Consider the following 24770-nt stretch of genomic DNA (forward strand, 5'->3'; position numbering starts at 1 on the left):
GTCAGGCCTTACGGTCGAGAAGAAAAGATATCTTCACCCTCAAACCAGTTGGCTCGAAAAATGTTTCAGCCGTACCGCCGAGACGGTATTCAATTTCGCCTTTGACCAGCGACAGGCCAAAACCGCCATGCTTAGGTTGAGCGACTGGCGGCCCGTCGATCTCTTGCCAGGCGAGGTCGAGCTTGTCGCCGCGAAGCGACCATGCGATGTCCACCTTGCCCTCCCCCCTGGTCAGTGCGCCGTACTTGGCAGCATTGGTGGCCAGTTCGTGCATCACCATGCCGAGTGACAGCGCCTGTTGGGGCTTCAGCTTCACCGAGGGGCCAGAAAGTGAAAAGCGGGGGCGCTCGAAGGGCGCGGCTTCCTGATCGATCAGTTCCTCGATGGAGACTTCCGTCCAGTTCTCGCGGGACAGCGCTCCGTAGGCACGCGCCATGGCGTGGAGCCGTCCAAGCAATGCCGTTGCGAATTCCTCCTTGCTCGAAGACGTCTCCACGGTGCGGTTGGCAATGCTGGTGACGACCGCGAGCATGTTCTTGACGCGATGGTTCAGTTCCGAGATCAGCACCTTCTGGTGTTCCTCGGCTTGGGCCAGCGGAGTGACGTCCACCAGCGTCACCACCACGCCCCGGATGCGAGCACCCTTGTCGCGATAAGGAATGAGGCGGACCATGTAGAAATCGCCCCGTGCATCGCGCGACAGATGATGAACGACCGGCTCGCCGGTCTCGAAAACCTTCGCGATCTGACCGCGCATTTCTGGATAGTCGAGCTGGTTGGAAAGTTCGGTAAGCGGACGGCCGACATCGAAGGTGCGCAGATTGAAGAAAGACGAAGCCGCGGGCGTGAAGCTGCGGATCACCAGCTCGCGATCGAGGAAGACGGTCGCGATGTCGGTGCTCTCGAAAAGGTTTTTCAGGTCGCTGTTGGCGTGGTCGAGTTCTTCGATCTTGCCGGACAGTTCGGCGTTGATCGTGTTCAGCTCTTCGTTGAGCGATTGCATCTCCTCTTTGGACGCCTCCAGTTCCTCATTGGTCGACTGCGCCTCCTCATTGACGGAGACCAGTTCCTCATTGGAGGACTTCACTTCCTCCAATGCCGTTTCGTACTCCTCGATGGTCGATTGCAGGCGCTCGCGGGTTTCGCGCAGATCGCGCTCGAGATGGATAATGTCGTGGGCAGAGCCCATGCCGCGCTCGGCTTCCGAAATGTCGGGCCGGGCTCCAAGCGGCTGGAACAGCACGAGGTAGAACGGCTCGCCGCTGCCTCGGTCGGGCAGCGGCTCGATGATGATGGTGACGAGTTGTGAGCTGTCGTCCTCGCCATCGACGACGACGTTCTCGCGCAACACGGTCTGACGCGTCGTCATCGCCTCGCGCAATGCGGCGCGTAGATCGAGCCTGAGGCCTCGCCGCGCCATATTGAGCAGGTTGCGGCTCGGTGCGCCCTGCGGCGGTTCGAGATAGCGTCCGGTTCGCGCCGAATAATAGACGACGTCGCCTTCCGCATTGACCACCACATGCGGCGGCGCGTGGCGTTCTAGCACCTGCGTTTCAACCGATTGGCGCAGCGGATAACCGGCAGGTGCGCCTGTCCTGCCTGGCCGCCCGTCGGACAGGAACGGGATGCTCCGGCCGCTCTCGCCAACCAAAAGCGAAAGACGCGACTTCGGCAACACATCTTCGCGCGCCCTGAACACGCGATGCTTCTTGTCGACCGTCGCGAACAGATCGGTGTGCTGGCCGATGCTTTCGGATGTGCCGAGGAAAAGATAGCCCGATGGCTTCAGCGCATAGCGAAAGACCGGAATAACCCGGTTTTGGATGTCCGGCCCGAAATAGATGAGCAGATTACGGCAGGACACCATGTCCATGCGCGAAAAAGGTGGGTCCTTGATGACGCTGTGGGGCGAGAAGATGCACAGTTCGCGCACCTCGCTGGCCAGCACGAAGCTCTCGCCTTCATGGGTGAAGAACCGCTGGCGCCTCTCGGCCGACACACCGTCGAGCATGCTGGCGGGATAACGCGCCGAGCGTGCGACCGAGAGCGCGTACTCGTCGATGTCGGTGGCGAAAATCTGTACTCTCGGCACCACCGGTAAAGTGTCCATATGCTCGCGCAGCAGAATGCCGATCGAATACACTTCCTCCCCAGTGGCGCAGCCCGGCACCCAGATCCTGATCGTCTCGGACGCGGTCTTGCCCTCGAAAAGCTTTGGCACGACCTTCTTTTCCAGCACGTCGAAGGCGTCGGGATCGCGAAAGAAGTTGGTGACGTTGATCAGGAGGTCGCGAAACAGCGCCGTGACCTCGCGCGGCTCCTTGCGCAGCAGCTCGATATAGGCGGAAAACGAAGTTATCTGGCCGATCTGCATGCGTCGCTTGACGCGGCGAATGAAGGTCTTGGTCTTGTAGCCGGAAAAATCATGGCCTGACTGAGAGCGTAGGACATCGTAGATTTCCACGCGTGCCCGGTCGATGTTTTCGGAGGCGCGGTCGCCGCTTTCGGCCAGCTTGGCGAGCGTGTCGAAGCCGCGGGCGAAGTCCATCAGCCTTCCACCCATCTCCTCCGCCGGAACCGCCATATCGACGACGCCGCTTGCAATGGCGCTTTGCGGCATATCAGGATTGCTCGGCCCCGAGCTGTCCGCGGTTTGAGCCATCACGAAGCCGCCATGCTCCTTGATCATCTTGGCGCCGAGCGTCCCGTCACCGTCGCCGCCCGAAAGGATGATGGCGACCGCGTACTCGCCCTGGTCTTCCGCGAGGGAGCTGAAGAAAACGTCGATCGGCTTGCGTTCACGGCTTGCTGCGCTTGCGGGCCGCAGCTGCAATCTGCCGCCTTGCATCGTCAAGACGGCGTTTTGCGGCATCACATAGACTTTGTCAGCCTCAGCCTCCATGCCGTCTTCGGCGATCGTCACCGGCATTGCGGTATAGCGGCCCAGCACATCGTGCAGCAGGCTCTCCCGCTCGGGGCTCAGATGAGTGATAACGACAAAGGCCATACCGGGCGCGTCGGGCATGCCCTTGAACAGCGCTTCCATGGCCGGGATGCCACCCGCCGAAGCGCCTACGCCGACAATCGCCGACCTAGAATTTCGTACCACTTAGCCTGCCTTCCGAATATTTGCGCCATTGTAGATAGTGCGACCACGCTGGTTTTCTCGCTGAGAAAGACCAGCGGGATTTTCGCCGGTCAAGCGCTTTTGATCAGCAGCAACCGCATCTGTGCGAGATCACGACCAAGGCGCGCTGTTCGGTTTTTTTCGCGTGCCGCTTCTATCATTGCGCGCAGACCCTCGCTGGAATGGCCGAACTCGCTTGCTGTGCGCCGGGACAAGCCTCGCAGCAACTCGGCCTCGTAGCGGAGTTCGCATTGCAAAATGCGCAAGTCTTCCAGATGGCGTCCAATCTGGTCCATGTCGAAGCATGCTCTCTCGCAACGTCAATCGCAAGGTTCTGTATGTCCGACAGCATCGAAAAGCTTCACCGGCGCTAAACCCAAGTTCGGAACGAGTTGCGACACTCGACGTTGAATTCGCTCGGGCTCGCCAATGCTTCATGCCGGCTAATGCTGGGGCGCTTCTTCGGAAGTGAAAGAACATTCCATTTCTTCAATCGACAAAATGGCCTTGTACGCCCTATTCTGAGGAAGTTTGACTACGAAGCGCCGATGTGAGGAGGAGGCAGAATGCAACGCCTGGTTGAAGCTAAGATCCTCATTGTAGAAGACGAGTTTCTCGTGGCGGATGATATTGCGCGCTATTTCGCTGGATTGGGCGCGCATATCCTCGGTCCAGTGGCCACCGTCGCGGAGGCCCAGATGCTCGCTGAAGAGGCGGATGCGGCTGTCCTGGACATTGACCTAAACGGCGCGTCCGTGTTTCCGGTCGCCGATCGCCTTTCCGAGCTCGGCATCCCCTTCGTCTTCTTCAGCGCGTATGACCGCAACGTGATCCCATCCAGGCTCGACCATATCGCCAGCCTTATGAAGCCGACGGACCGGCGGAAAATCATCGCAGCGCTTTTTCCCGACACGGACGTGAAGGAGAGCATTGACGACCCGCTTGATGTCCTGGCTCTGCTGCCGAAACTGCGGTTGGCGGGCCGGCTGATGCTTCCGGATGCAGGCGCCGCTGACCGCCTTGTTGAAATGACGCTGGAACTCGCCATTCGCGAGAGTGCCGATCGCCCTGCCGGCATGTCGACCGAGCGATGGCTTAACTCGATCCTGAAACGGGTCGCAAACAGTTCGGCTGGTCTGCTCCACTAATTGCATATGCAAGCCACGCAAGACACGGCCCCTCACCGTGCTCGATTCGCGGAGCGGCTGACGATAGAAATGGGGTGTAAATTCATACAAATCAACGCCCCTTCTCGCTAGACCTCGCGATGCAAGCTGCACGTAGAGGTCTGCGCCCTTTGACAGCCTTGGCGAGGATCAGTGTTGCCCACCGATCTCACCGATTACGGGCCTCTATCTGCAGCCAGACCAAACTGAACTTCCTTGGCAATGTTCCAACGACGTCGAAAAATCGGGCTGGCAAAGCGACTGGAACAGCCGGCTCGGGCGCCAGGACGGTCGGCCACACATCGGACTGATCAGCAGGTCGTCATGCGATGAGCGCATGCCATAGCCATCAGTCCGCTCTTAGGTGATCGCACCCGTGCTGAATGGGGCGTTGTTTTGGGCGTCGCTGCCGGCTCGGCTATGGCGAAGACACGCTGTCGTCGCAGAAGTGCTCATAAATGATGCCGAGGATCTGCGACCGCACCGCTTCCCGCGCCTCGGGCCGGATTACAGGCATCAAAAGATCGACCGTGTCTTTGACTTTTTTCGGCAGGTCGGCGCTAGCGTCCGTCAACTTACTGCCGTGAGCGTAGACATTCTCGGTGAGTTTCTTGTCCAGTTCGGAGAACAGTCCCATGAGGTAGCTCCGTGTTTTTGCCGCAACATCTGGCAGCGTGATTGGTTCCGACCTGCGCCTTTGAAGCGTGCAATTCCTGACACCGAGGGAACATTCGCACCCTGTGCAAGTTCGGCCCTTGTTTCCAATTGTTTGCCAGCCGGAGGAGATCAAGAATGGCCAAGGACAAGGTGATGCCGGCGCAAGAGGCTGACAGACCGCCTATAAGATCGTCTGGCGCCGATGGCCTGCCCCATCCGCACCGCGACGCCCAGGACAGTGACGAAGGTGGCAGGCCGACAGTTCCCAAGACCGCCGGCGCGCCGCTAGCATCCGAATCGCCACTCGATAGCCGCGTTGCCAATCGCAATGCGGGCCGCCCCCGTCAGGCAAGCACGACGCCTCGCCCGACCGATAAGCCGCTGGGTTGAAAAGAGTGCGGCGGCGCAGGCTGGTATTCCTCAGGGACCGCCTCCCCCGCCGACCGCGCCGTAGACCTGCCCGGTCGCGTAGCTGTCCTCCTGCGACGCCAGAAGCACATAGATCGAGGCGAGTTCGGCAGGCTGCCCCGGTCTGCCCATCGGGCTGTCGGCGCCAAACTGGGGGAGCTTTTCCGGGAACTGGCCGCCGCTCGGCTGTAGCGGCGTCCAGATTGGCCCGGGTGCAACAGCGTTGACGCGGATGCCTTTCTTGGCCAGCTGCTTTGCCAGGCTCTTGGTAAAGTTCTGGCCGCAGGCCTTGGTCATGGCGTAGTCGACAAGCTCTTCGTCAGGATCGTAGGCGTTCACCGAGCTCGTGATGATGATGGACGACCCGGCATCCATGTGTCTCAGCGCCGCCTTGGTGATCCAGAACATGGCATAGACATTGGTCTTGAACGTCCAGTCGAAAGCTTCCGTGGTGATGTCGGCAAGCTCTTTCTGCGGGTGCTGGCGCGCGGCGTTGCTGACCAGTATGTCCAGTCCGCCGAGCCCGGCCACCGCATCCTCGACCAGCTTCTGGCAGAAGCTTTCCTCGCGGATGTCGCCAGGCAGCGGCAGCGCCTTCCTGCCGGCTGCCTCGATCAGCTGCACCACCTCCTTCGCGTCGGGCTCCTCCGCTGGCAGATAGCCGATGGCGACATCAGCACCTTCGCGCGCGAAGGCGATCGCGGCCGCGCGGCCCATCCCGGAATCGCCGCCAGTGATAAGCGCCTTGCGGCCGGCCAGCCGGCCGGATCCCTTGTAGCTGTCTTCGCCGTGATCGGGCCGCGGATCCATTTTGCCCGCAAGGCCCGGCCACTCCTGCTGCTGCGGCTTGAATGGTGGCCGCGGATATTGCTTGGTCGGATCCTGCTTGGCAGGCGCCGCGGCCGGGCCGGAAGCCGCCGCTGCATTGGCCTGCTTTGCCTGTGCTGGCGCTACCAGCGCGGCAATCATGCCGCCGGCCATGCCGCCGACGACGGTTCGGCGCGACGTCGCGGCGGGATTTGATTTGTCCGTCATGTCTTAGCTCCTGTTGAATGCCGGCTTTCCGGCGAAAAGCTGAGTTCTGTGGCGCTGATGCGCCTCAGCTGAAGGCTCCGCTGCGCTCCACGAATTTGTTGAAGCGGCTCTGTTTGCCGTTGCCGGCCTCGTCCTGGTGCAAAAAAGCCAGTTCGTTCTCATCGAAGATACGGAAGAACTCGTCCCACTCGATCGGTTCGAGCGTGTCTTCGGGTTCGCCGAAGTCGATCCGCAGGATGCCGCCCTTTCCGCTGGTGCGGACAACAGCCGGACGGCCGTCCCGCTCCTCGACCCAGTTGCGGATTTCGTCGTGGTTGGTTGTCTTTTTCGCTTCAGACATCGCTTTGCCTTTCTCGCCATCGACCGATGAGCGGCCTAACAGCGGCGAAGCAGCAATGTTCCAAAACTCTGCGTTCGGCTTTGCGCCGCCCGGTCCCACGCTCGCGCGAAGGAACTTTGTTCAAACAAGGGAACAAAGCTGCCGCCCGCCAGTTCGGGGCGCCAACGCCAGATCTTGCCCAAACCAATCTCAGAGGAGTCATCGTGAAACGCATATTGGTTACGGGAGGCTGCGGCTTCATTGGCCGTCACGTCGCCGAGGAGCTTGTGGAACATGGCTATGAGGTGCGTATCCTCGATTCACTGCTGGAGCAGGTGCATGGCGCCGAAGCCATCGCTCTTCCCGGCGGCGCCGAGTTGATGAAGGGCGATATCCGCGACCGCGAGGCCGTGATCGAGGCGCTGTCGGACGTCGACGCAGTCGTTCACCTAGCCGCCGAAGTCGGTGTTGGCCAGTCCATGTATGAGATCGCCCGCTATGTCGGCACCAACGATCTCGGCAGCGCGATCCTCCTGGAGGCACTCATCAAGCAACCGGTCGAGCGCATCGTCGTGGCCTCCTCGATGAGCATCTATGGCGAGGGCCTGTACGAAACCGCGGACGGTCGGCGTATCGATGACGCCCGCCGCAAGGCCGGCGATATCAAGAGCGGCCAGTGGGACCTTCTGTCGGGCACCGGAGACAGGCTTTCGCCTGTCCCCACCGATGAAGAGAAGCGGGCTGATCTCGCTTCTATCTATGCGCTGACCAAATACGCGCAGGAGCGGGCCGTGCTGATCTTCGGCCAGGCTTACGGCATCGACGCGGTGGCGCTGCGCCTCTTCAACGTCTTCGGCGCCGGGCAGGCGCTGTCCAATCCTTACACCGGCGTGCTTGCCAATTTCGCGTCGCGTCTGGCGAATGGCCAGCGGCCGATGATCTTCGAGGATGGCGAGCAGAAGCGCGACTTTGTCCATGTGCGCGACGTCGCGCGTGCCTTTCGCCTGGCGTTGGAACAGCGTCAGGCGCATGGCCACGCCATTAACATCGGCAGCGGCCGTTCCTACACGATCAGCGAAGTCGCCCGCCTGCTCGCCGAAGCGATGGGCGAGCCCGGCCTGTCGCCGGAGATCCTCGGCAAGTCACGCTCGGGCGATATACGCAACTGCTTTGCCGATATTTCTAAAGCGCACGAATTGCTCGGCTTCGAACCGGAACACCGGCTGGAACACTCTCTCGACGAGTTTGTCGCCTGGGTACGCAACACCGTCGCCATCGACCGGGGTGCCGACATGAAGCGGGAATTGGAAGAACGGGGACTGGTGTCATGAGCCATCATCGCCAGGCTGCCGTTGCCATTGTCGGCGGCAGCGGTTTCATCGGCTCCAATCTCGCCGACAGCCTGATGTCGGATGGCAAGCCGGTGCTGGTCATCGACAATCTCAGCCGGCCCGGCGTCGAGCAGAACCTGCAATGGCTGGCGCAGAAACACGGCAATCTGCTTGCCGTCGAGCGAGCGGACGTGCGCGATGCGAAGGCGATGATGTCTGCGCTGGCTGCCGCAAAAGCCATATTCCATCTGGCCGCGCAGACAGCCGTGACTACCAGCCTTGCCGACCCGGCGGAAGATCTCGATGTCAATGTGAGGGGCACGTTCCATGTGCTGGAAGCGGGGGGCCGGGTCGGCGCGCCGGTGATCTTCGCCAGCACCAATAAGGTCTATGGCGCATTGCCGCAGATCGCCGTGCGTCAAGCGCGTGACCACTACGAGCCTTGCGACGACGATATCCGCGCCAACGGCGTCGGGGAGGACGTAGGCCTGGACTTCTGCACGCCCTATGGCTGTTCCAAGGGCGCGGCTGACCAATATGTCCTCGACTACGCCAAGTCCTACGGCTTGAGCACGGCGGTGCTGCGCATGAGCTGCATTTACGGACCGCGCCAATTCGGCACCGAGGATCAGGGCTGGGTGGCGCATTTCCTGCTTAGCGCACTCGCCGGCCGCCCCATTACCATTTACGGCGACGGTCTCCAGGTGCGCGACATCCTGCATGTCAACGATGCGGTTGCCGCCTATCGCGGCGTTCTTGCCCGCATCGATGATCTCAAGGGCCAGGCCTTCAACCTGGGTGGGGGACCGCGCAACGCTGTCAGCCTGCGGGCGCTGGTGGCCGAGATCGCAAGCATGACCGGTGAAAACATCGCGCTTCACTACGACCGCGGGCGGACCGGCGACCAACCGTTCTTCGTTGCCGACACCCGCAAGATCGAAGCCGCGCTGGGCTGGCAGGCGAAATTCTCCTGGCGAGATGGCCTACGCGATCTCGCCGCCTGGCTGCGGCAGCATCGTTTGGCGCCTGGGCTCGAAGCCGCGAGGTACGTTGCATGAAAGTCGCCTTGGTCAATCCCTTCTGGACATACACGCACAGCATCTACTTCGGCTGCCGCCAGCCGCATCTGCCGCTGGAACTCGGCTATTCCAAGGCAATGTTGGAGACTGAAGGCCACGAGGTGCTGATGCTGGACGGGCAATTGCAATCGCTCGACAACGCCATGCTTGCCGAGCGAGTGGCAGACTTCGCACCAGATATCACGGTCGTGACCACCGCGCCGACCTATCTGTTCTGGCGCTGCGCTCCGCCGGAGCTGCGCGTGCCCGGGGAATTCCTCGGCCATCTCGCGGGACGCGGCGGCCGCACCGTCGCGGTCGGACCGCATGGCTCGGCGACACCGGCGCCCACTCTGCGCAAGCTCGGCGTAGATATCGTCGTCAAAGGCGAATGCGAGGAGATCATCGCCGATCTCGCCCGACACCGCGACTGGCAAAACGTGCCGCACACGGCGCGCCTGGTCAATGGCACGCTCGCAGCCAATGGGGGCGCACATGCAAGCCGATTCGTCGACCACCCTGCCCTGCACTGGCCCTCCGAATGGATCGCTGCCCATGCGCATCATCACCATCGGTTCGACGCCGACCAGCACGGTGCGGGCGCCGAGGTGGAGGCGTCGCGAGGGTGTCCCTACAATTGCAGCTTTTGCGCCAAGATCGATTTCCGCGATGGCTATCGCCGCCGCAATCACGACGCCGTTATCGCCGAGATCGACGGGCTGATCGCGCAAGGTGTCGGCTATATCTACTTCATCGACGAGATTTTCCTGCCGCAGAAAGCCCTTCTGGAGGCGCTGGTCGAGCGCAACATTCAGTTCGGCGTGCAGACCCGCATCGATCTCTGGAAACCCGATCTGTTGCGGCTGCTGGGCGAGGCCGGCTGCGTGTCGGTTGAAGCTGGCCTCGAAAGCCTCACCGTCGAAGGCCGTGAGATGCTGGCGAAGCGGTGCCGGCTGGGCACCGAGGAACTCGCCGCGCTGCTGGTCGACGCCCGTCGTCACATCCCCTTCGTACAGGCCAATCTGATCGGCGTCGTCGAGGACGATCCGGCGCTTGTGGATTATTGGCGCAAGCACCTCATCGACAATGGCGTGTGGGCAAATGAGCCGGTGCCCCTTTACCCCTATCCAAGTTCGCCCAGCTACCGCGAGCTGTGGGGTGAGCCCGACGATCTTGCCTGGGAACGTGCCCACGATCACTATCTCGCCTCCTTCGAGACCTTCAGCGACATCCAGGAAAGACGCCCACGCGCGCTGGCGGAACTGGAGGCCACGTGCTGCAGTCACTGATCCGTCATCCGCGGCGCATTCTTATGACCACCGATGCGGTCGGTGGTGTGTGGCGCTATTCGCTCGATCTGGCGCGCGCCCTGGCGGCCGAAGGCAATAGCGTGGTGCTGGCGGGGCTGGGACCTGAGCCGTCGCGAGCCCAGGCGGACGAGGCTCGGGCTTTTGCGGCGCTGGAGTGGCTCACCACTCCGCCGGACTGGATGGCCCGCGATGAGAAAGATCTCGATCGGTTGCCCGTCGAACTCCAGGCCCTCGTCAGCGCTCACGCGATCGATCTGATGCATCTCAACGCCCCGGCGCAGGCGGCCGGCCTCGAGCTCCGCTGCCCAATCGTGGCGATGTCGCATTCCTGCGTCATGACCTGGTTGCATGCCGTGCGCGGCGACGTCGTCGCCGGCGATTGGGCCTGGCACCGGGAGCGCAATAGAGCGGGGTTCGATCGGGCCGATGCCGTAATAGCACCGAGCCAAAGCCATGCCGCGGCGCTGCAGGCCTGCTATGGGCCGATTGCAAGACTGTCCGTCGTCCACAATGGCGCTGGACCATGCCCGGCAGGCGAAGGGCGTGACGGTTTCGTCTTTGCTGCCGCGCGCTGGTGGGACGAGGGCAAGAACGCCGGCACTCTCGATAAGGCGGCAGCGATCGCGCCGTGGCCGGTCTACGCGGCAGGACCCCTCGACGGCCCCAACGGGCAGCGGGCCAGTCTTGCCAATTGCTGCGGGCTTGGACCGGTCGGACATGACGAAGTGCGCCGACTGATGGCGAGGGCAGGCATGTTCGTGTCGCCGTCTATCTATGAGCCGTTCGGGCTTGCCGCGCTCGAAGCCGCGATGTCCGGTACACCTCTGGTGCTCGCCGACATCCCAACCTATCGCGAGATCTGGGACGGCGCGGCCTTGTTCTTCGAGGCGCGCGACGCCGATCAGCTTGCGGACTGCGTCGCCCGGCTTGCCGAAGATGGTGAACTGCGGCGCCAGTTCGGCAGCCTGGCGGCGGATCGGGGCCGCAGGTTCTCTTTGCCGGTCCAGGCGGGCGCAACGAGCGAAATCTACGATCTGGCGGCTGTGGCCGCCGCAGGACGCTAGCCATGAAATTTCTGTTCTACACCCACTCTGCCGTTTCCGACTGGAACCACGGCAACGCGCATTTCCAGCGCGGGATCATGCGCGAACTCACTGCACGTGGACATCATGTCATTGCGCTGGAGCCGGCGGACGGCTGGAGCCGCTCCAACCTTCTGGCCGAGAAGGGACGTTCCGCCATCGAACGCTTCCGCGATGACTTCCCGGAATTGACCTCGGTGATGTATGACCCGGTCTTCGATCATGAAGCCTGGTTTGCCGACGCCGATGTGGTGATCGTCCATGAATGGACGGCGCCCGACCTTGTGGCACGCGTCGGGCGTGCGCGGGCCAATGGCGGCGATTTCACCCTTCTTTTCCACGACACGCACCACCGGGCGGTATCGGCAACGCAAGAGATCTCGGCCCTGGAGCTGGAGAATTATGACGGCGTCCTGGTTTTTGGGGAGACCTTGCGCGATGGCTATCTTCGCGCCGGGTGGGGCAAGCGTGTCTTCACCTGGCATGAGGCGGCCGACGACCGATTGTTCAGGCCATTGCCCGGCATCGATCCCGGAGCGGATCTGGTCTGGATCGGCAATTGGGGCGACGACGAGCGGACCGCCGAGATAACCGAATTTCTGATCCAACCGGCGCGCGAGCTTGGCTTGTCGGGAACCGTTCATGGCGTGCGCTACCCGCCCGAAGCCTTGGCGGCACTGGCTGCAGCCGGCCTGCGCCATGAAGGCTGGATTGCCAACGCCGACGTGCCTGAGGCCTTCGCCCATCACCGCGTCACGATGCACATTCCCCGCCGGGCGTATCGGGAAAGCCTTCGTGGTATTCCCACCATCCGAATGTTCGAAGCGCTGGCCTGCGGTATTCCGCTGGTTTCGGCACCCTGGTCTGACACCGAAGGGCTGTTTCGCGCCGGCCAAGACTTCCTGTTTGCCCGCGACGGCGCCGAAATGAGCCAGCACCTGCGCGACATACGGCACGACCAGGCGCTTGCGGCGTCGCTCTCGGCGTCCGGTCTCGAGACCATTCGCGCGCGGCACACATGCCGGCACCGAGCCGACGAGCTGTTCGAAATTCTTGCCGGATGCGGCAATCGCCACGTGTCCGAAGATTTGCCGGCAAAGGAGGCCGCCGCATGAAAATCGCATTCTATGGCTCCAGCCTGCTGTCCTCCTACTGGAATGGTGCGGCGACCTATTATCGTGGGCTGCTCAAGGCGCTTGCCAAGCGCGGCTATGATATCGTCTTTTACGAGCCTGACGCCTTCGACCGGCAAAAACATCGCGACATCGAAGCGCCGGATTGGTGCACCGTCGTCGTCTACGAGGCTACTGCCCACTCGCTGATGCAAGTAGCTGCACTCGCCGCGCAAGCCGACATCGTGGTCAAGGCAAGCGGTGTCGGCTTTGAGGACGACGCCTTGCTGCGCGCGGTGCTCGACCATGCCCGCCCTGATGCATTGACGGTGTTCTGGGACGTCGACGCTCCGGCCACGCTCAATGAATTGCGCAACAATCCAGATCATCCGCTGCATCAGGCGCTAACCAGGATCGACCTCGTCCTGACCTATGGCGGAGGCGATCCGGTGGTCTGGGAATACCGGGCGATGGGCGCGGCCGAGTGTATCCCCGTCTACAACGCGCTCGATCCGGAAACGCATCATCCCGTTGCCGGCGATCCGCGCTTTGCCTGCGATCTTGCCTTTTTAGGCAACCGCCTTCCCGACCGCGAGGCGCGCGTCGAGGCGTTCTTCCTCGAGCCAGCACAGGCGCTGGACGGCCAGCGCTTCCTGCTCGGCGGCTCGGGCTGGGGAGACAAGCCACTGCCGTCAAACGTCTCATGGCTTGGCCATGTCGGGACGAGAGATCACAATGTCTTCAACGTCACGCCCAAAGCAGTCTTGAACATCAGCCGCGACAGCATGGCGGCGAACGGATTCTCTCCCGCCACGCGCGTATTCGAAGCAGCTGGTGCCGGCGCATGCCTGGTGACCGACGCTTGGCTTGGCGTCGAGGTGTTTTTGAAGCCGGGCGAGGAGATCCTGGTTGCCAGAGACGGCGCCGACGTCGCCGAGATCATGCGCACGCTTTCGCCGTCGAAGGCCCGGGCTATAGGCGCGGCGGCGCTGAGCCGCGTGCTTGCCGACCACACCTACACATTGCGGGCCGAACTGGTCGACACGATCTTCAAGCGCCATCTCGAAAGCGAAACAGCGGAGGCGGCGGAATGAACACGCAACTCGACATCGTCTTCCTTGGCCTTTCCCTGTCGTCGTCCTGGGGCAACGGACATGCCACGACTTTTCGCGGCTTGCTGCGGGGCCTGAACGAACTCGGCCATCGCGTCATTTTCCTGGAGCGCGACGTGCCCTGGTATGCACAGCACCGGGACCTGCACGATCCGGATTTTTGCGCTCTACGCTACTACGACCGCGTCGATGACTTGCGCCGCAGCCACGAGCGGGAGCTGCAGCGGGCCGACATCGTGGTCATGGGATCTTTCGTTCCTGAAGGAAAGGGCGTGATCGACAGCCTGACCTCGTTATGCACCGGGCAATTGTGCTTTTACGACATCGATACGCCCGTAACGCTGGCCAAACTCGCAGAAGATGATTGCGACTATCTGGCCCGCCGCCAAGTTCCCTATTTTGACTGCTATTTCTCGTTCACCGGCGGCCCGACGCTGGACCGCTTGAAGTCGGAGTTCGGCGCGCGACGTGCGGAAGCGCTCTATTGTTCCGTCGATCCGAAGCGCCATCATCGAATTGAAACAGCCATCCAATGGGATCTCGGCTATCTCGGCACCTACAGTGCTGACCGGCAGCCGGCATTGGAAACACTGTTGATCGAGCCGGCCCGCAGGTTGCCCGAACAACGCTTTGTCGTTGCCGGGTCGCAATATCCGACCGACATCATCTGGCCCGATAATATCGAGCGCATCGACCATCTTCCTCCCGACGAGCACGCCGCTTTCTACAGCAGCCAACGCTACACGCTGAACCTGACGCGCAGGTCGATGATCGAGGCTGGGTGGTCACCCAGCGTGCGGCTGTTCGAGGCCGCCGCCTGCGCCACGCCGATCATCAGCGACCGTTGGCCGGGGCTCGACAGCTTGTTCCCGCAATCAGCGATCGAAACCGCGGCAAGTGCGCAAGACGTCATCAGGATCCTCGACAGCCAGTCCGAGCGGACGAGACTCAGCGTTGCCAGGCAGGCTCAGGCGATTGTCTTGGCCGATCACACGGGAGCTGCGCGAGCCAAGGAGCTCATTTCCAAACTGATGCAGCCAGACCAAGCGCGTCAGGCGCTCGGCCAGAATGCGGAAAGTGCAGCATGACAGGCACACAGGAGAGAATGGCAATGTCCCAATTCAGAAAGACGCCAGCACTGACGATACTTGTTGCGGGCGGTGCCGGCTTCCTCGGTTCGCACTTGTGTGACACGTTGCTCGACAGCGGTCATAGCGTGATCTGCGTCGACAATTTCCTCACAGGCCGGCTCGAAAACATCAGTTCACTTCTGGGACGCCCGCGTTTCCGCCTCGTCGAACAGGATGTCTGCCAGCCCATAGCGCTTGAGGGGCCGGTTGATCGCATTGTCAATATGGCTTGTGCGGCCTCCCCGCCGCGCTACCAGGCCGATCCGATCCATACCACGCGCACATGCGTGGTCGGCACCCTCAACCTTCTGGAACTGGCCGTCGCCAAAGGCGCCCGTTTCCTGCAGGCCTCGACCAGTGAAGTCTATGGCGATCCCGAACAGCATCCGCAACATGAGGATTACGTCGGCCACGTTAATTGTACCGGTCCCCGCGCCTGCTATGACGAAGGCAAGCGAACCGCCGAAACGCTTTGCTTCGACTATTTGCGCGCGGATCGGGCCGATGTCCGTGTCGCGCGCATCTTCAACACCTATGGTCCCCGAATGGATCCGGCCGACGGCCGCATCGTTTCAAATCTCGTCATGCAGGCTCTCGAAAAACGGCCGCTGACGATTTTCGGCGATGGGCAGCAATCGAGGTCCTTCTGCTACGTTACCGACCTGGTGGAGGGACTGCTGCGCCTGATGGAGATCGACCCCAACCCCCGCCAGCCTGTCAACCTCGGCAATCCCGGAGAGTTCACCATTCTCGAGCTCGCCAGCCTGGTGCGCAAGATGACAGGCACTCGCTCGACCGTGACGTTCCTGCCACTGCCACAAGACGACCCGCGGCGGCGGCGTCCCGACATCACACGGGCCAAGACCCTGCTCGGCTGGCGGCCGAAAGTGGCACTGCGGGACGGCTTGCTGGCGACCATCGCCTATTTCGCCGATCTGGACGACAGCGGGGCAGAGCCTATCAACGCAGTCACCAGACCGGCTACGGACAACACGCAAAACGTCCCCGTGTGAAAGCCCGCCGGGCATGCTCCGCTTTCGTGAAAACATTCGGCGGAGCTGCGGGTTCAATGCCTAACTGGAGAACAATGCAGTGCAACCGAAGTGCAACGTCGAGGACATCGATCAACTGGCGGCCAAGACAACGGCAGAGTTCCTGCGCCGGAGCTCCATCACCTATCTGGAATGTTGCGTCAGCCTGATGATGACCCATATGGGGCGCGACGAAATAGCGGCTATCCTGGAGCAGGAAGCCGATATGCTGCGCAAGCTGGACTGAACTAGCGACATCACATCCTTGCGTGGTCGAGAAAGCGGGACAAGTTCGCCTTATAGCGTCTGATGCGAGGCCGCAGCTGCTCGCTTTCAGCGGCATGAGCCTGCTCGGCCATGCTCCATAGTCCCAGTTGGAAAGAGAGATAGCATGGCTGCAAAAAGCTCAGCAGCTCGCTGTCGACAGCACGGTGCATGGCAGTCTCCGCGCAGGCCGCCAGCTTGATCGATCCGGCCACTGATAGATTATGTTCGATGATGGCGCCGGCTATGTCCCACTCAATGGCTTGGCAGCCGATAAGCTCGTGCGACCGACAGTGATCGAGACCATCTGTCTTGAGCACTTTGCCGTCAGGGCAGACAAGAAATTCCCAAGGGTGCAGGCGCCCGTCGATCTCGACACGCTCCGCGGAGTGCGGCACGGGCCTGGCCTCGAACCAACGGCGCAGTTCAGCCGCTCGGCTTGCCCCCAACGCCTCGGTGCAATTTTGCACCGCCATGCTTGCCAACGCATCGTATGCAGCGCCACTCTGCGATGTTTGCAGATGGGCGCTGCGCCAGCCGAGATATCGCCCAAGCCACTCGATCAACCGTTCTCTGGCCAGATCGGCGCCATCCAGCCTCTTCGCCTCGATCCAGCGCTCGACCAGAAAGCCGTGGCAGAGGCCTGCCACGGGCGGGCCGAAACCGGCTTCGTGCAGCAATATGGCTGTGCGCAGCTTGCGCAGTCCACTCTGGCCAAGTCCGGCGAACTTGACCAGCCAGCGCTCCGCCCCGGCTGAAGCCAAGAACTTTCGTCGCTCAAAATCCGGAAAGATCGGTGGCCACTGGGCGGCAGGCAAAGCCAGCTCATGGCGCCACCCTCCTCCGGATATCTCACGAAGCTCAGCCACGGGCGTTGCCAGAAGCTTGCCCACCCAATCGGCGAGTTCTCCGCCCGCGCGGGCGTTGAACGTGTGTTCGAAATCAGCGCAGTGGATACGGCATCGGGACCAGGTGGCACGCATATCCTCCGTCGCTTTGCCGCCTGGGCCGTTTCGATGACTTGGGAACAGATGGATATTGGCGAGACCGACGCCGCGGTCGCGCAACCAGCTGACAACGGCATGGAATGAGCTGCCAGAGAGGCCAGGCCCCTCATCGACGATCGCGTATCTGGTCGCCGGATTGCGCAGCCAGTTGTCGATCAGATCGGGCGCGGCGGTGATATGCCTGGCAAACGGATGTCCCACCGGCCTTACACTTATGGGCGGTGGTGCCTCGAGAGCGGCCGCGACCATCGCGGCAAGCCCGAGACCAATGCTGCGGATGCCGATGACGCATGTGTTGGCGTCGAGGCCGGACTGATAGGCCGCGGCAAGGTAGGTCTCGGGATAGAGTGCATAGTGGGTATAGCCTTCAGCGGCGCCGGTGATGATTTCACCCCGGAGATCCAGCTTGGCCAACATCTGCGGAAGGTTGCAGCCAAGCGCACCGGCAGCGGCAAAGCCGCTTTGCCAGGAGCGCGCCACCTCCAGGGCAAGTGCGACCAGTATTTGTGCCCCAAGTTGCTGCGAGGCCGAGTTGCGGTCTGCGCCCGCGATCTCGAACTGGGCATCGGCCAGGCCCTGAATCAGTTCCGAGACGTCGACGAAAAGCGTGACCAGAGCGGAATGCCGTTCAACGCCCGGCCGCATCGCACCGATCTTGCCCGCGGCCGCGCAAGCGAGCTCGGCAAGCCGGCCGGCGTGGTGCTTCTGCTTGTGGTCACCAAAGACAATCATCGTCCTGCTTTGCTGTCTGCCGCAACGCGAAGGCAGGCATTTTCGATCCGCAGGCCGGCAACGCAATTTTTTGCGCCTTGAAGGAACATTCCTGGCCGATCGCGGTTCGGCGGCAGGAACTTACCTTTAAGCAACAGAGGCAGCGGTTTCGTGGGATCGAAGAAAGTTCGAATAGGCATCGTTGGTATCGGCAATTGCGCATCCTCGCTGGTGCAAGGGCTGACTTACTATCGCAATGCCAAGAGCAACGAACCAATCCCCGGGCTGATGCATGCCGATCTCGGCGGCTATCATGTCGACGACATCGAAATCGTCTGCGCGTTCGATGTGGCGGACGGCAAGGTCGGGTGCGATGTCGCCGAGGCAATCTACAGCACGCCCAACAACACCTATCGTTTCGCCGAGGTGGGACCGACCAACGTCCGCGTCGAGCGCGGTCCGACGCTTGACGGGATCGGCAAATATCTGAGCGACGACATCGAGGAATCGCAGCAGCCTGTCGTCGATGTTGTCGCAAGGCTGCGCGAAAGCGCGCCTGATGTACTGGTATCTTATCTGCCGGTCGGTTCCGAAGAGGCGACTCGCTTTTACGCCGAATGCGCGCTCGAAGCCGGCTGCGGCTTCGTCAACTGCATACCGGTCTTCATCGCTTCTCGGCCGGAGTGGCGCCAGCGCTTCGAGGAGCGTGGTCTGCCTTTGGTGGGAGACGACATCAAGAGCCAAGTCGGCGCAACAATAGTGCATCGCATGCTGGCCAACCTCTTTCGCGAACGCGGGGTGCGCATCGACCGCACCTACCAGCTCAATTTCGGCGGCAATACCGATTTCCTGAACATGCTCGAACGTGAGCGACTGGAATCGAAGAAGATCTCGAAGACCCAGTCTGTAACCAGCCAGATCGATGTCCCGCTCGCAGCGGGCGACATTCATGTCGGTCCCAGCGACCATGTCCCGTGGCTGACCGACCGTAAATGGGCCTACATACGTGTCGAGGGCACAACCTTCGGTGGCGTACCCTTGAATGCCGAGCTGAAGCTCGAAGTGTGGGATTCGCCCAACTCGGCAGGTGTCGTCATCGACGCGGTTCGCTGCGCCAAGCTCGCTCTCGATCGCGGAATTGGCGGAGCATTGACCGGCCCCTGCAGCTACTTCATGAAGTCGCCGCCGGAACAGTTCACCGACGCCGAAGCCCGTCAACGCACGCTGGACTTTATCGCCGGCAGGGGCGAGCCGTTGCTCGACGCGGCAGAATGACGACGACGTTCTTTTTGGTCCGGCATGCCGCGCACGACAATGTCGGCAGCTATCTGGCTGGCAGAATGGGCGGCGTCAGCCTTGGCCCGGCCGGTCAGGCGCAAGCCATGCATCTGGCGCGTCGCATGTCGCGCGAACCATTGGCCGCAATTTGCAGCAGTCCGCGCGAGCGCACGCTCGAAACCGCCAAGCCGATGGCGATCGCCTGCGCTGTGAAGACAATTGCGATCCGCGCCGAACTTGACGAGATAGACTTCGGCGCGTGGTCGGGAAAGACCTTCGAGGAATTGAACAAAGACGCGGCCTGGCAGACGTGGAACAGTCAGCGTCAAAGCGCCTGCACACCGAGCGGCGAGACGATGCAGGATGTCCAGGAGCGCGTTATCGGGCTCATGGATGCCGTTCGCCAGAACGCCATGAATCAGTGCGTCGCACTGATCAGCCATGCCGATGTCATCAAGGCCGCCGTTTGCAAAGTTCTAGGACTGCAGCTCGGCGACTGTTTTCGCTTCGATATCGAGCCTGCCTCGATCACCACGATCGTCTGTGGCGACTGGGGTTCCAAGCTCATTCGCCTTAATGAAAGCGCCTGACGGAGGCCGCATGCGCTTGTCCGGATTTCGGTCTCGCCGTCGTGCCGCATCTTGGCGCCGACGGGATTGCCACGACGTGTGTTTCGGTACGCTGGTCAACGGCCGCCTCCCGGCGCGGTGGCGGTCGGGGACCCCATCCTTACCTGGCGAAGGAGACTAGCCATGCTGCATTCCAGTGCCGAGATACAGGCCCGCATCGACGCGCTGGGGCCGTGGTTCCACAATATGGAGCTTGCCGGCGTGGCGACCGCCCCCGATCATTTCCTCGGCAACTATCCTTCGGTCAAATGGCGAAAATTCGCGGATGTCATTCCGCACGATCTGTCGGGCAAGTCCGTCCTCGACATCGGCTGCAATGCCGGGTTCTACTCTATCGAAATGAAAAGGCGCGGCGCCGAACGTGTGCTGGGCATCGATTTCGATGAAGCCTATCTGGCGCAAGCGCGTTTTGCTGCTGAGATCGCCGACTGCGAAATCGAGTTCCGCCAGTTATCGGTCTATGATGTCGGCGCATTGGGTGAGACCTTCGACATCGTGCTGTTCATGGGAGTGCTCTACCATTTGCGCCATCCGCTGTTGGCGCTCGATCTCATCCGGCAGCATGTTGCAAATGACCTCTTGGTTTTCCAGTCGATGCAGCGCGGCAGCAAGGAAACTCTCCCGGTCGAAGAGAACTACCATTTCTGGACGCATGATCTGTTCGAACGTGCCGCCTTCCCGAAATTACATTTCATCGAGCATCGTTACGCGGACGATCCGACCAACTGGTGGATACCCAACCGCGCCTGCACCGAGGCGATGCTGCGAAGCGCCGGTTTCGAAATCCTGCAGCATCCCGAGGATGAGGTGTTCTTCTGCCGTGCTGCTGGCGAGGCGGCGGGCGGCGGCGCCGTCTACCCCGCGAAAGGACCAAGCCATGATTGAAGCGGCGATGATTTGGAACGAGCCCAACAACAAGTCCCATTGGGATCCCGAACTCGATCAAGACTGGAGCCGTTTCGCCAATATGGCAATTCTCGCCGCCGATGCGATCGCGAGCGAGAACCCCGCCTTGACCAAGGTGCTGGGCGGGATATCGCCGATCGATGCCGGTTTCATGACGCGCATGAAGGAGTTTGGCGTGCTCGATCACGTCGATGCCGTGGCCGTCCACGGCTTTCCGCTCGACTGGAACCTCTGGCAGATCCAGGAGTGGCCGCAAAAGCTGGGCGAGATCGCGGCTGTCACCGAGCTGCCGATCTGGGTAAGCGAAGTCGGCGTGTCGACTTTCGGGGCCGAGGAAGTCCAGCTCTGGGGCCTGCGGCGAACCGCCGAACTGCTGCTTGGCAATGCCCCACGCATTCACTGGTACAGTCTCTACGACCTGCCGCGAGCATGGGGCGCAACGACCCGCCATCGCGAGGCAGAGGGCTCTTCCTACTACCGTCACTTCTACATGGGTCTGCTGCGCGAGGATGGCACACCCAAGCCCGCTCTTGAAGAGTTCGCGCGTTATACCCCGCAAATGGGGTTGGTGCAGTGGTTCCATTTCGAGGACCCCCGTCTCGACGAGGCGGTCGCGTGGATGAAGAGGCTTGGCGTCACCAATTTACGAACCGGTCTTTCCTGGGCTGACAGTTTCAGGCCGAACGCACTGGACTGGTTCGACCGGCAGATGGAGGCACTCGCGGATTTTGACGTCACCGTCACCTACTGTTTCACGCCGGAGCATCGCGGCCTGCAGCCGCATCACTCCAGCCCGCCGCAAATAGCTGAGGAATTTGCAGAGTTCTGTGCGACGATGACCCGCCGCTACGCGCCAGGGGTTACCGTCGACACGGCACCGGAGTCGCGAGTGACCGCCATGGGAGCCCCGTGACCAACTTTGCAATGAGTTCGGTCCCGGCTCGACAGGCAGACCGGCTCCAGGCCACTGGGCCTTGGCCGCATCAGGGATAGGAAACAACCAGTCCACGCAACGCGAGCATGTCCCAGGCGATTGCATCAGACGATTGAATCGCAGTCCGACCGGATCCGACCCGATTTCAAGACCATGCAGTGGGTTGCGGAAGATTGACCTCATCTCAGCTTCAAGTTGACCTTTCAGAACGCGTCGCATCCGGGCCGAATGTTGTGCAGCTGCGAGGCGAATTGGCGCTGTTGCGAGAGGACGTTTGCAAACGTCAGCGGTATGTGGTGAGAGTGGCGGCAAGGGACTGTCATTTGTTAAGAGAAGCATATGCCTCGCACCAGCCCACCCGATCTCGCTGCCCAAGCCAGCCTGGGCGCAGATCATGAGATTACAACACTGTTGAGTGCCATCGAGCAGGAGAAGGTTCCTGATCGGCTGACGCAACTGGCAATCGAATTGCAGAACGCGCTTGTCCAAAAGCGGCGGCACCAAACGACGAACTGATTACCTGCCCCTGCCGACTTCCCGATCCCAGTGATTGTCGGCAAGGGGATGCTGTCTTTCCACCAGCGCTTGCGACGACGTCTCGCCCAAAACTTCCAATACACCGGCGCGAGCCCGATTGAGGCGGCTCTTAACGGTCCCAACCGCACAGCCGCAAATGTCGGCTGTCTCCTCGTAGCTGACGCCGAGTACACCGATCAGCATCAGAACCTCGCGCTGATGTTCAGGCAGCTTTTGGATTGCCTGGTGGACTTCTTTGCTCTGGATAGACCAGTCTTGCGGGGCTTCCGTGACAGGACGGCTGGAGGCGCAGTCGAGGAGACCGGGCGCCTCGCGCACAGCAGCCTTGATGCGCGTGTAATGCGTGTTGCGCATGATTGTGAAAAGCCAAGATTTCATGCGCGTTCCCGCCTCGAACTTATCGAGATTGGCAAGGCCCTTGGTCAGGGTCTCCTGGACGAGGTCGTCGGCGTCGTCCGGGACGCGGCAAAACGTTCGCGCGAATGCGCGCAAGGCTGGAATGAGATCAACAATAGAAAGGCTGTCTGTGTCGATAGCAGCTGCAGGTTCTCTGGGTAACAAGGGTTGGACCCCCGAGCTTGATGGATGCACATGATGTGGAATGTGCGAAGACGAGGAACGTTCCTCCCCCACAGCAACTCCCTTCGAGGTACTTAAATCGCCCCGATGAAGCCGCCAAGCCAGACAAAAAATCGGCGACAGAACAATTCCTAGTTCAAGGGGAACCAAGCTTGCCAACAGCAGTTCGGGGCGTTCACGGAGGCTGCAATGGATTCTGGACGTACCGAGCCTTTGCGCTATCAAACAACGGTTCCGCCACCCCAGCCGAGCGGTCTGTCTCCGGTCCTCGAACGTAATCTGCAGGCCTTGACAAAGCGGCGCAAGGACGAGGAGGGAAACGCTTCACTGCAAGATAGAATAGCTGACGCCATCACCAACTTTGCGGGCAGCATGGTATCGATTTATCTGCATATCCTCATCTTCGGCACATGGATCCTGGCAAACCTAGGGGTGCTCGGTGTCAATCCGTGGGATTCTTCTCTTGTGGTGCTGGCGATGATTGCGTCGGTGGAAGCGATATTCCTCTCCACTTTTGTTATGATCAGTCAAAACAGAATGGATCGTGCTGCGCGGCGGCGCGCTGAACTGGACCTCCAGACCAACCTCTTGGCTGAGCATGAAATCACGCGTCTCGTCGAAATTGTTTCAGCCGTCGCCAAGCACCTAGGGATTCAAACCGGTGTCGATCATGAAGTGGCTGAACTGGCGAGGGATATCGCACCGGAAGCCGTACTCGATAAAATCGAAGAGAACGATCCCGAAGCTTCGTGACCCCTATCAAGCTGTTCATTTTCGCAATTGAAAATCGGATTTTCCAACCAGTGAATGGCTCGCCGAGTCCGCGGGAGAGCCGACGCTCGGCTGCCATAGCCTTTGAGCCGGTCGCTGCTAGTCAGAGCGCGGCTGGCGAGAACTTATCCCTGCGGTCTCCTTCCTGGAGGGATGAGGCTTGCAAATTCGCCACCCTGTCGAGCATCCGAAGCACCGTCCGCGGGTCGCTGTGGTGCGCCATGTGGCCGGAATGCGGGACTATCTCTATCAATGATCCCGAAATCTCGGCATGCAAACGCTCCGCCTCATGCCGAGCATCGAATAGCCTGTCCCCTGCTCCGGCTACGATGCCGGTCGGCACATCGATGTCTCGATAGCTTGGCTTTCTCAAAAGCGCCGCGCCTAGCATCAGGCCTGTCTCCTCGCAGACAGATCGCAGCTGAGAAGGCCGGCTGGCAATTTCCCTTGTGGCCGCCGAAAAAACGTCGGAGATCGGGCCTGGCTGGAATATGGTTCGCATGGCCGATTGCCAGCCGAGCCTAACTCCCAGCGGCAGCAAGGTGTGGCGCAATGCCGTGCCGATCAGGGGCAAGGCGGGCAACGCGGCGATAGCAAGATCGAGCCTCGGTGGTGGATAGTAATACCCGGAGACGAGGACTAGGCCTGCGACCGACCGTCCATGCCTGCGCGCCATCTCCAGCGCGATCCAAGCACCCCAGGAATGTCCGAGCACAAGATACCTGCGAATTCCGAGGCTGAGCGCGGCTTCATGGAAAAGATCGGCCTGCCGGCGCGCCGACCACAACACGCCGCGCGGTCGCGCGCTGCCGCCGAAGCCGGGGCGGTCGAAGGCGAGAACCCGGTGCTTGGCACTCGCTTGATCGAGAATGCCACTGATCGCAAAATCCTCAGCAACGGAGCCGTTTCCATGCAACAGGAGCAAGGGAAGCCCGCTGCCTTTATCGATGACGCGGAGGTTCACTCCACTGATCCGGATGGTCCGTCCCACCGAACCCTGGACCAGGGCCTTTCTGGCGCGCGCGTGATTGTAAGTGGCGAGCGCCAAGGCGGCGGCCGCAAGCAAGGTCGGCAGCTTTGCTCGCCTTGCGATCATGGTAGCCTCCGGCGTCGGGGCTGCAGGGCGGCGCCGCACGGCCTGGCTCGCGAACTGCAGAGAAAAGGCCGGAGCGACGAGTGGTTCGACGCCGTCAACACATCGGCGCTTGCGCCGGGCCTAATGCCCACAGTGCGTGGGCTGAAGCAGCGGCCTACCGACACCGAACTGATCCTAGGA

General features: G+C 61.4%; 25 protein-coding genes. 17 read left to right on the plus strand and 8 right to left on the minus strand.

Going from position 1 to position 24770, the window contains the following annotated elements:
• Position 1: 1 nt before the first annotated feature.
• Together LB513_RS17715 and LB513_RS17720 are read right to left on the minus strand one after the other, a co-directional pair.
• Entirely contained in the window at positions 2–3109 is a 3108-nt protein-coding gene (locus tag LB513_RS17715) for a CheR family methyltransferase (protein ID WP_224664798.1), read from the minus strand.
• Positions 3110–3198: 89 nt separating this feature from the next.
• Positions 3199–3423: a hypothetical protein gene (locus LB513_RS17720; protein ID WP_224664799.1), complete on the minus strand. Its 225-nt coding sequence runs from the start codon at positions 3421–3423 to the stop codon at positions 3199–3201.
• A 270-nt stretch (positions 3424–3693) separates the two neighbouring features.
• Between LB513_RS17720 and LB513_RS17725 the strand changes: the two genes are divergently transcribed.
• Positions 3694–4275, plus strand: coding sequence for a response regulator (locus LB513_RS17725; RefSeq protein ID WP_224664800.1), 582 nt, complete (start codon positions 3694–3696; stop codon positions 4273–4275).
• A gap of 436 nt (positions 4276–4711) precedes the next feature.
• On the opposite strand, the gene LB513_RS17730 is transcribed toward LB513_RS17725, so the two are convergent.
• Complete coding sequence (locus LB513_RS17730; protein ID WP_224664801.1) at positions 4712–4930, minus strand: hypothetical protein; 219 nt, start codon at positions 4928–4930, stop codon at positions 4712–4714.
• Positions 4931–5085: 155 nt separating this feature from the next.
• Here LB513_RS17730 and LB513_RS17735 point away from each other — a divergent pair, with 155 nt between their 5' ends.
• On the plus strand, positions 5086–5340 hold the full coding sequence (locus LB513_RS17735; protein WP_224664802.1) for a hypothetical protein: 255 nt from the start codon (positions 5086–5088) through the stop codon (positions 5338–5340).
• Positions 5341–5370: 30 nt separating this feature from the next.
• On the opposite strand, the gene LB513_RS17740 is transcribed toward LB513_RS17735, so the two are convergent.
• Positions 5371–6393 carry an SDR family oxidoreductase gene (locus LB513_RS17740; protein ID WP_224664803.1) on the minus strand — a complete coding sequence of 341 codons (1023 nt, stop codon included), beginning with the start codon at positions 6391–6393 and terminating at the stop codon, positions 5371–5373.
• Positions 6394–6457: 64 nt separating this feature from the next.
• Positions 6458–6733 (minus strand): hypothetical protein, encoded by a 276-nt coding sequence (locus tag LB513_RS17745; RefSeq protein ID WP_224664996.1) that lies wholly within the window; start codon positions 6731–6733, stop codon positions 6458–6460.
• Between the two features lie 203 nt (positions 6734–6936).
• Between LB513_RS17745 and LB513_RS17750 the strand changes: the two genes are divergently transcribed.
• From LB513_RS17750 to LB513_RS17790, 9 genes are all read left to right on the plus strand, one after another.
• Entirely contained in the window at positions 6937–8043 is a 1107-nt protein-coding gene (locus LB513_RS17750) for an NAD-dependent epimerase/dehydratase family protein (protein WP_224664804.1), read from the plus strand.
• Complete coding sequence (locus LB513_RS17755) at positions 8040–9101, plus strand: NAD-dependent epimerase/dehydratase family protein (RefSeq protein WP_224664805.1); 1062 nt, start codon at positions 8040–8042, stop codon at positions 9099–9101. Before LB513_RS17750 ends, LB513_RS17755 begins: the two co-directional genes overlap by 4 nt.
• Entirely contained in the window at positions 9098–10390 is a 1293-nt protein-coding gene (locus LB513_RS17760; protein WP_224664806.1) for a TIGR04295 family B12-binding domain-containing radical SAM protein, read from the plus strand. The genes LB513_RS17755 and LB513_RS17760 overlap by 4 nt, the downstream gene beginning before the upstream one ends.
• A complete protein-coding gene (locus tag LB513_RS17765) occupies positions 10375–11475 on the plus strand; it encodes a glycosyltransferase family 4 protein (protein ID WP_224664807.1) in 1101 nt (366 codons plus the stop codon). The genes LB513_RS17760 and LB513_RS17765 overlap by 16 nt, the downstream gene beginning before the upstream one ends.
• Positions 11476–11477: 2 nt before the next feature.
• Positions 11478–12608 carry a glycosyltransferase gene (locus tag LB513_RS17770; protein ID WP_224664808.1) on the plus strand — a complete coding sequence of 377 codons (1131 nt, stop codon included), beginning with the start codon at positions 11478–11480 and terminating at the stop codon, positions 12606–12608.
• Complete coding sequence (locus LB513_RS17775; protein WP_224664809.1) at positions 12605–13699, plus strand: glycosyltransferase; 1095 nt, start codon at positions 12605–12607, stop codon at positions 13697–13699. The genes LB513_RS17770 and LB513_RS17775 overlap by 4 nt, the downstream gene beginning before the upstream one ends.
• Complete coding sequence (locus tag LB513_RS17780; protein WP_224664810.1) at positions 13696–14805, plus strand: glycosyltransferase; 1110 nt, start codon at positions 13696–13698, stop codon at positions 14803–14805. The genes LB513_RS17775 and LB513_RS17780 overlap by 4 nt, the downstream gene beginning before the upstream one ends.
• Before the next feature lie 23 nt (positions 14806–14828).
• Positions 14829–15860, plus strand: a complete 1032-nt coding sequence (locus LB513_RS17785) for a UDP-glucuronic acid decarboxylase family protein (protein ID WP_224664811.1) — start codon at positions 14829–14831, stop codon at positions 15858–15860.
• A 79-nt stretch (positions 15861–15939) separates the two neighbouring features.
• The gene (locus LB513_RS17790) at positions 15940–16125 is read left to right on the plus strand and encodes a hypothetical protein (protein ID WP_224664812.1); all 186 of its coding nucleotides are present in this window, start codon (positions 15940–15942) and stop codon (positions 16123–16125) included.
• A 10-nt stretch (positions 16126–16135) separates the two neighbouring features.
• Here the strand turns inward: LB513_RS17790 and LB513_RS17795 are convergent, their stop codons facing one another.
• A complete protein-coding gene (locus LB513_RS17795; protein ID WP_224664813.1) occupies positions 16136–17881 on the minus strand; it encodes a hypothetical protein in 1746 nt (581 codons plus the stop codon).
• A gap of 150 nt (positions 17882–18031) precedes the next feature.
• Between LB513_RS17795 and LB513_RS17800 the strand changes: the two genes are divergently transcribed.
• The 5 genes from LB513_RS17800 to LB513_RS17820 all read left to right on the plus strand — a co-directional run bounded on the left by LB513_RS17800 (position 18032) and on the right by LB513_RS17820 (position 22123).
• Positions 18032–19135: an inositol-3-phosphate synthase gene (locus LB513_RS17800; RefSeq protein WP_224664814.1), complete on the plus strand. Its 1104-nt coding sequence runs from the start codon at positions 18032–18034 to the stop codon at positions 19133–19135.
• Complete coding sequence (locus tag LB513_RS17805; RefSeq protein ID WP_224664815.1) at positions 19132–19728, plus strand: histidine phosphatase family protein; 597 nt, start codon at positions 19132–19134, stop codon at positions 19726–19728. Before LB513_RS17800 ends, LB513_RS17805 begins: the two co-directional genes overlap by 4 nt.
• Before the next feature lie 162 nt (positions 19729–19890).
• Entirely contained in the window at positions 19891–20652 is a 762-nt protein-coding gene (locus tag LB513_RS17810; protein WP_224664816.1) for a TIGR04290 family methyltransferase, read from the plus strand.
• Entirely contained in the window at positions 20645–21586 is a 942-nt protein-coding gene (locus tag LB513_RS17815) for a beta-xylosidase (protein WP_224664817.1), read from the plus strand. The genes LB513_RS17810 and LB513_RS17815 overlap by 8 nt, the downstream gene beginning before the upstream one ends.
• A gap of 360 nt (positions 21587–21946) precedes the next feature.
• Positions 21947–22123 (plus strand): hypothetical protein, encoded by a 177-nt coding sequence (locus tag LB513_RS17820; protein WP_224664818.1) that lies wholly within the window; start codon positions 21947–21949, stop codon positions 22121–22123.
• On the opposite strand, the gene LB513_RS17825 is transcribed toward LB513_RS17820, so the two are convergent.
• Positions 22124–22705, minus strand: coding sequence for a sigma-70 family RNA polymerase sigma factor (locus LB513_RS17825; protein WP_263482157.1), 582 nt, complete (start codon positions 22703–22705; stop codon positions 22124–22126).
• 207 nt (positions 22706–22912) lie between these two features.
• Between LB513_RS17825 and LB513_RS17830 the strand changes: the two genes are divergently transcribed.
• Positions 22913–23476: a DUF1003 domain-containing protein gene (locus LB513_RS17830; protein WP_224664819.1), complete on the plus strand. Its 564-nt coding sequence runs from the start codon at positions 22913–22915 to the stop codon at positions 23474–23476.
• A gap of 121 nt (positions 23477–23597) precedes the next feature.
• Here LB513_RS17830 and LB513_RS17835 read toward each other — a convergent pair whose 3' ends face one another.
• Positions 23598–24590, minus strand: a complete 993-nt coding sequence (locus tag LB513_RS17835) for an alpha/beta fold hydrolase (RefSeq protein ID WP_224664820.1) — start codon at positions 24588–24590, stop codon at positions 23598–23600.
• Positions 24591–24770 lie beyond the last annotated feature (180 nt).

The organism is Mesorhizobium sp. ES1-1 (assembly GCF_020164785.1).
Lineage (GTDB): Bacteria > Pseudomonadota > Alphaproteobacteria > Rhizobiales > Rhizobiaceae > Mesorhizobium.

Excerpts from the sequence above, each read along its gene's own strand:
- LB513_RS17775 (WP_224664809.1), top strand. The coding sequence starts at position 12,605 with ATGAAAATCGCATTCTATGGCTCCAGCCTGCTGTCCTCCTACTGGAAT.
- LB513_RS17795 (WP_224664813.1), bottom strand. The coding sequence starts at position 17,881 with ATGATTGTCTTTGGTGACCACAAGCAGAAGCACCACGCCGGCCGGCTT.
- LB513_RS17820 (WP_224664818.1), top strand. The coding sequence starts at position 21,947 with ATGCCTCGCACCAGCCCACCCGATCTCGCTGCCCAAGCCAGCCTGGGC.
- LB513_RS17730 (WP_224664801.1), bottom strand. The coding sequence starts at position 4,930 with ATGGGACTGTTCTCCGAACTGGACAAGAAACTCACCGAGAATGTCTAC.
- LB513_RS17720 (WP_224664799.1), bottom strand. The coding sequence starts at position 3,423 with ATGGACCAGATTGGACGCCATCTGGAAGACTTGCGCATTTTGCAATGC.
- LB513_RS17740 (WP_224664803.1), bottom strand. The coding sequence starts at position 6,393 with ATGACGGACAAATCAAATCCCGCCGCGACGTCGCGCCGAACCGTCGTC.
- LB513_RS17805 (WP_224664815.1), top strand. The coding sequence starts at position 19,132 with ATGACGACGACGTTCTTTTTGGTCCGGCATGCCGCGCACGACAATGTC.
- LB513_RS17745 (WP_224664996.1), bottom strand. The coding sequence starts at position 6,733 with ATGTCTGAAGCGAAAAAGACAACCAACCACGACGAAATCCGCAACTGG.
- LB513_RS17835 (WP_224664820.1), bottom strand. The coding sequence starts at position 24,590 with ATGATCGCAAGGCGAGCAAAGCTGCCGACCTTGCTTGCGGCCGCCGCC.
- LB513_RS17735 (WP_224664802.1), top strand. The coding sequence starts at position 5,086 with ATGGCCAAGGACAAGGTGATGCCGGCGCAAGAGGCTGACAGACCGCCT.
- LB513_RS17760 (WP_224664806.1), top strand. The coding sequence starts at position 9,098 with ATGAAAGTCGCCTTGGTCAATCCCTTCTGGACATACACGCACAGCATC.
- LB513_RS17755 (WP_224664805.1), top strand. The coding sequence starts at position 8,040 with ATGAGCCATCATCGCCAGGCTGCCGTTGCCATTGTCGGCGGCAGCGGT.
- LB513_RS17770 (WP_224664808.1), top strand. The coding sequence starts at position 11,478 with ATGAAATTTCTGTTCTACACCCACTCTGCCGTTTCCGACTGGAACCAC.
- LB513_RS17725 (WP_224664800.1), top strand. The coding sequence starts at position 3,694 with ATGCAACGCCTGGTTGAAGCTAAGATCCTCATTGTAGAAGACGAGTTT.
- LB513_RS17815 (WP_224664817.1), top strand. The coding sequence starts at position 20,645 with ATGATTGAAGCGGCGATGATTTGGAACGAGCCCAACAACAAGTCCCAT.
- LB513_RS17780 (WP_224664810.1), top strand. The coding sequence starts at position 13,696 with ATGAACACGCAACTCGACATCGTCTTCCTTGGCCTTTCCCTGTCGTCG.
- LB513_RS17830 (WP_224664819.1), top strand. The coding sequence starts at position 22,913 with ATGGATTCTGGACGTACCGAGCCTTTGCGCTATCAAACAACGGTTCCG.
- LB513_RS17810 (WP_224664816.1), top strand. The coding sequence starts at position 19,891 with ATGCTGCATTCCAGTGCCGAGATACAGGCCCGCATCGACGCGCTGGGG.
- LB513_RS17785 (WP_224664811.1), top strand. The coding sequence starts at position 14,829 with ATGTCCCAATTCAGAAAGACGCCAGCACTGACGATACTTGTTGCGGGC.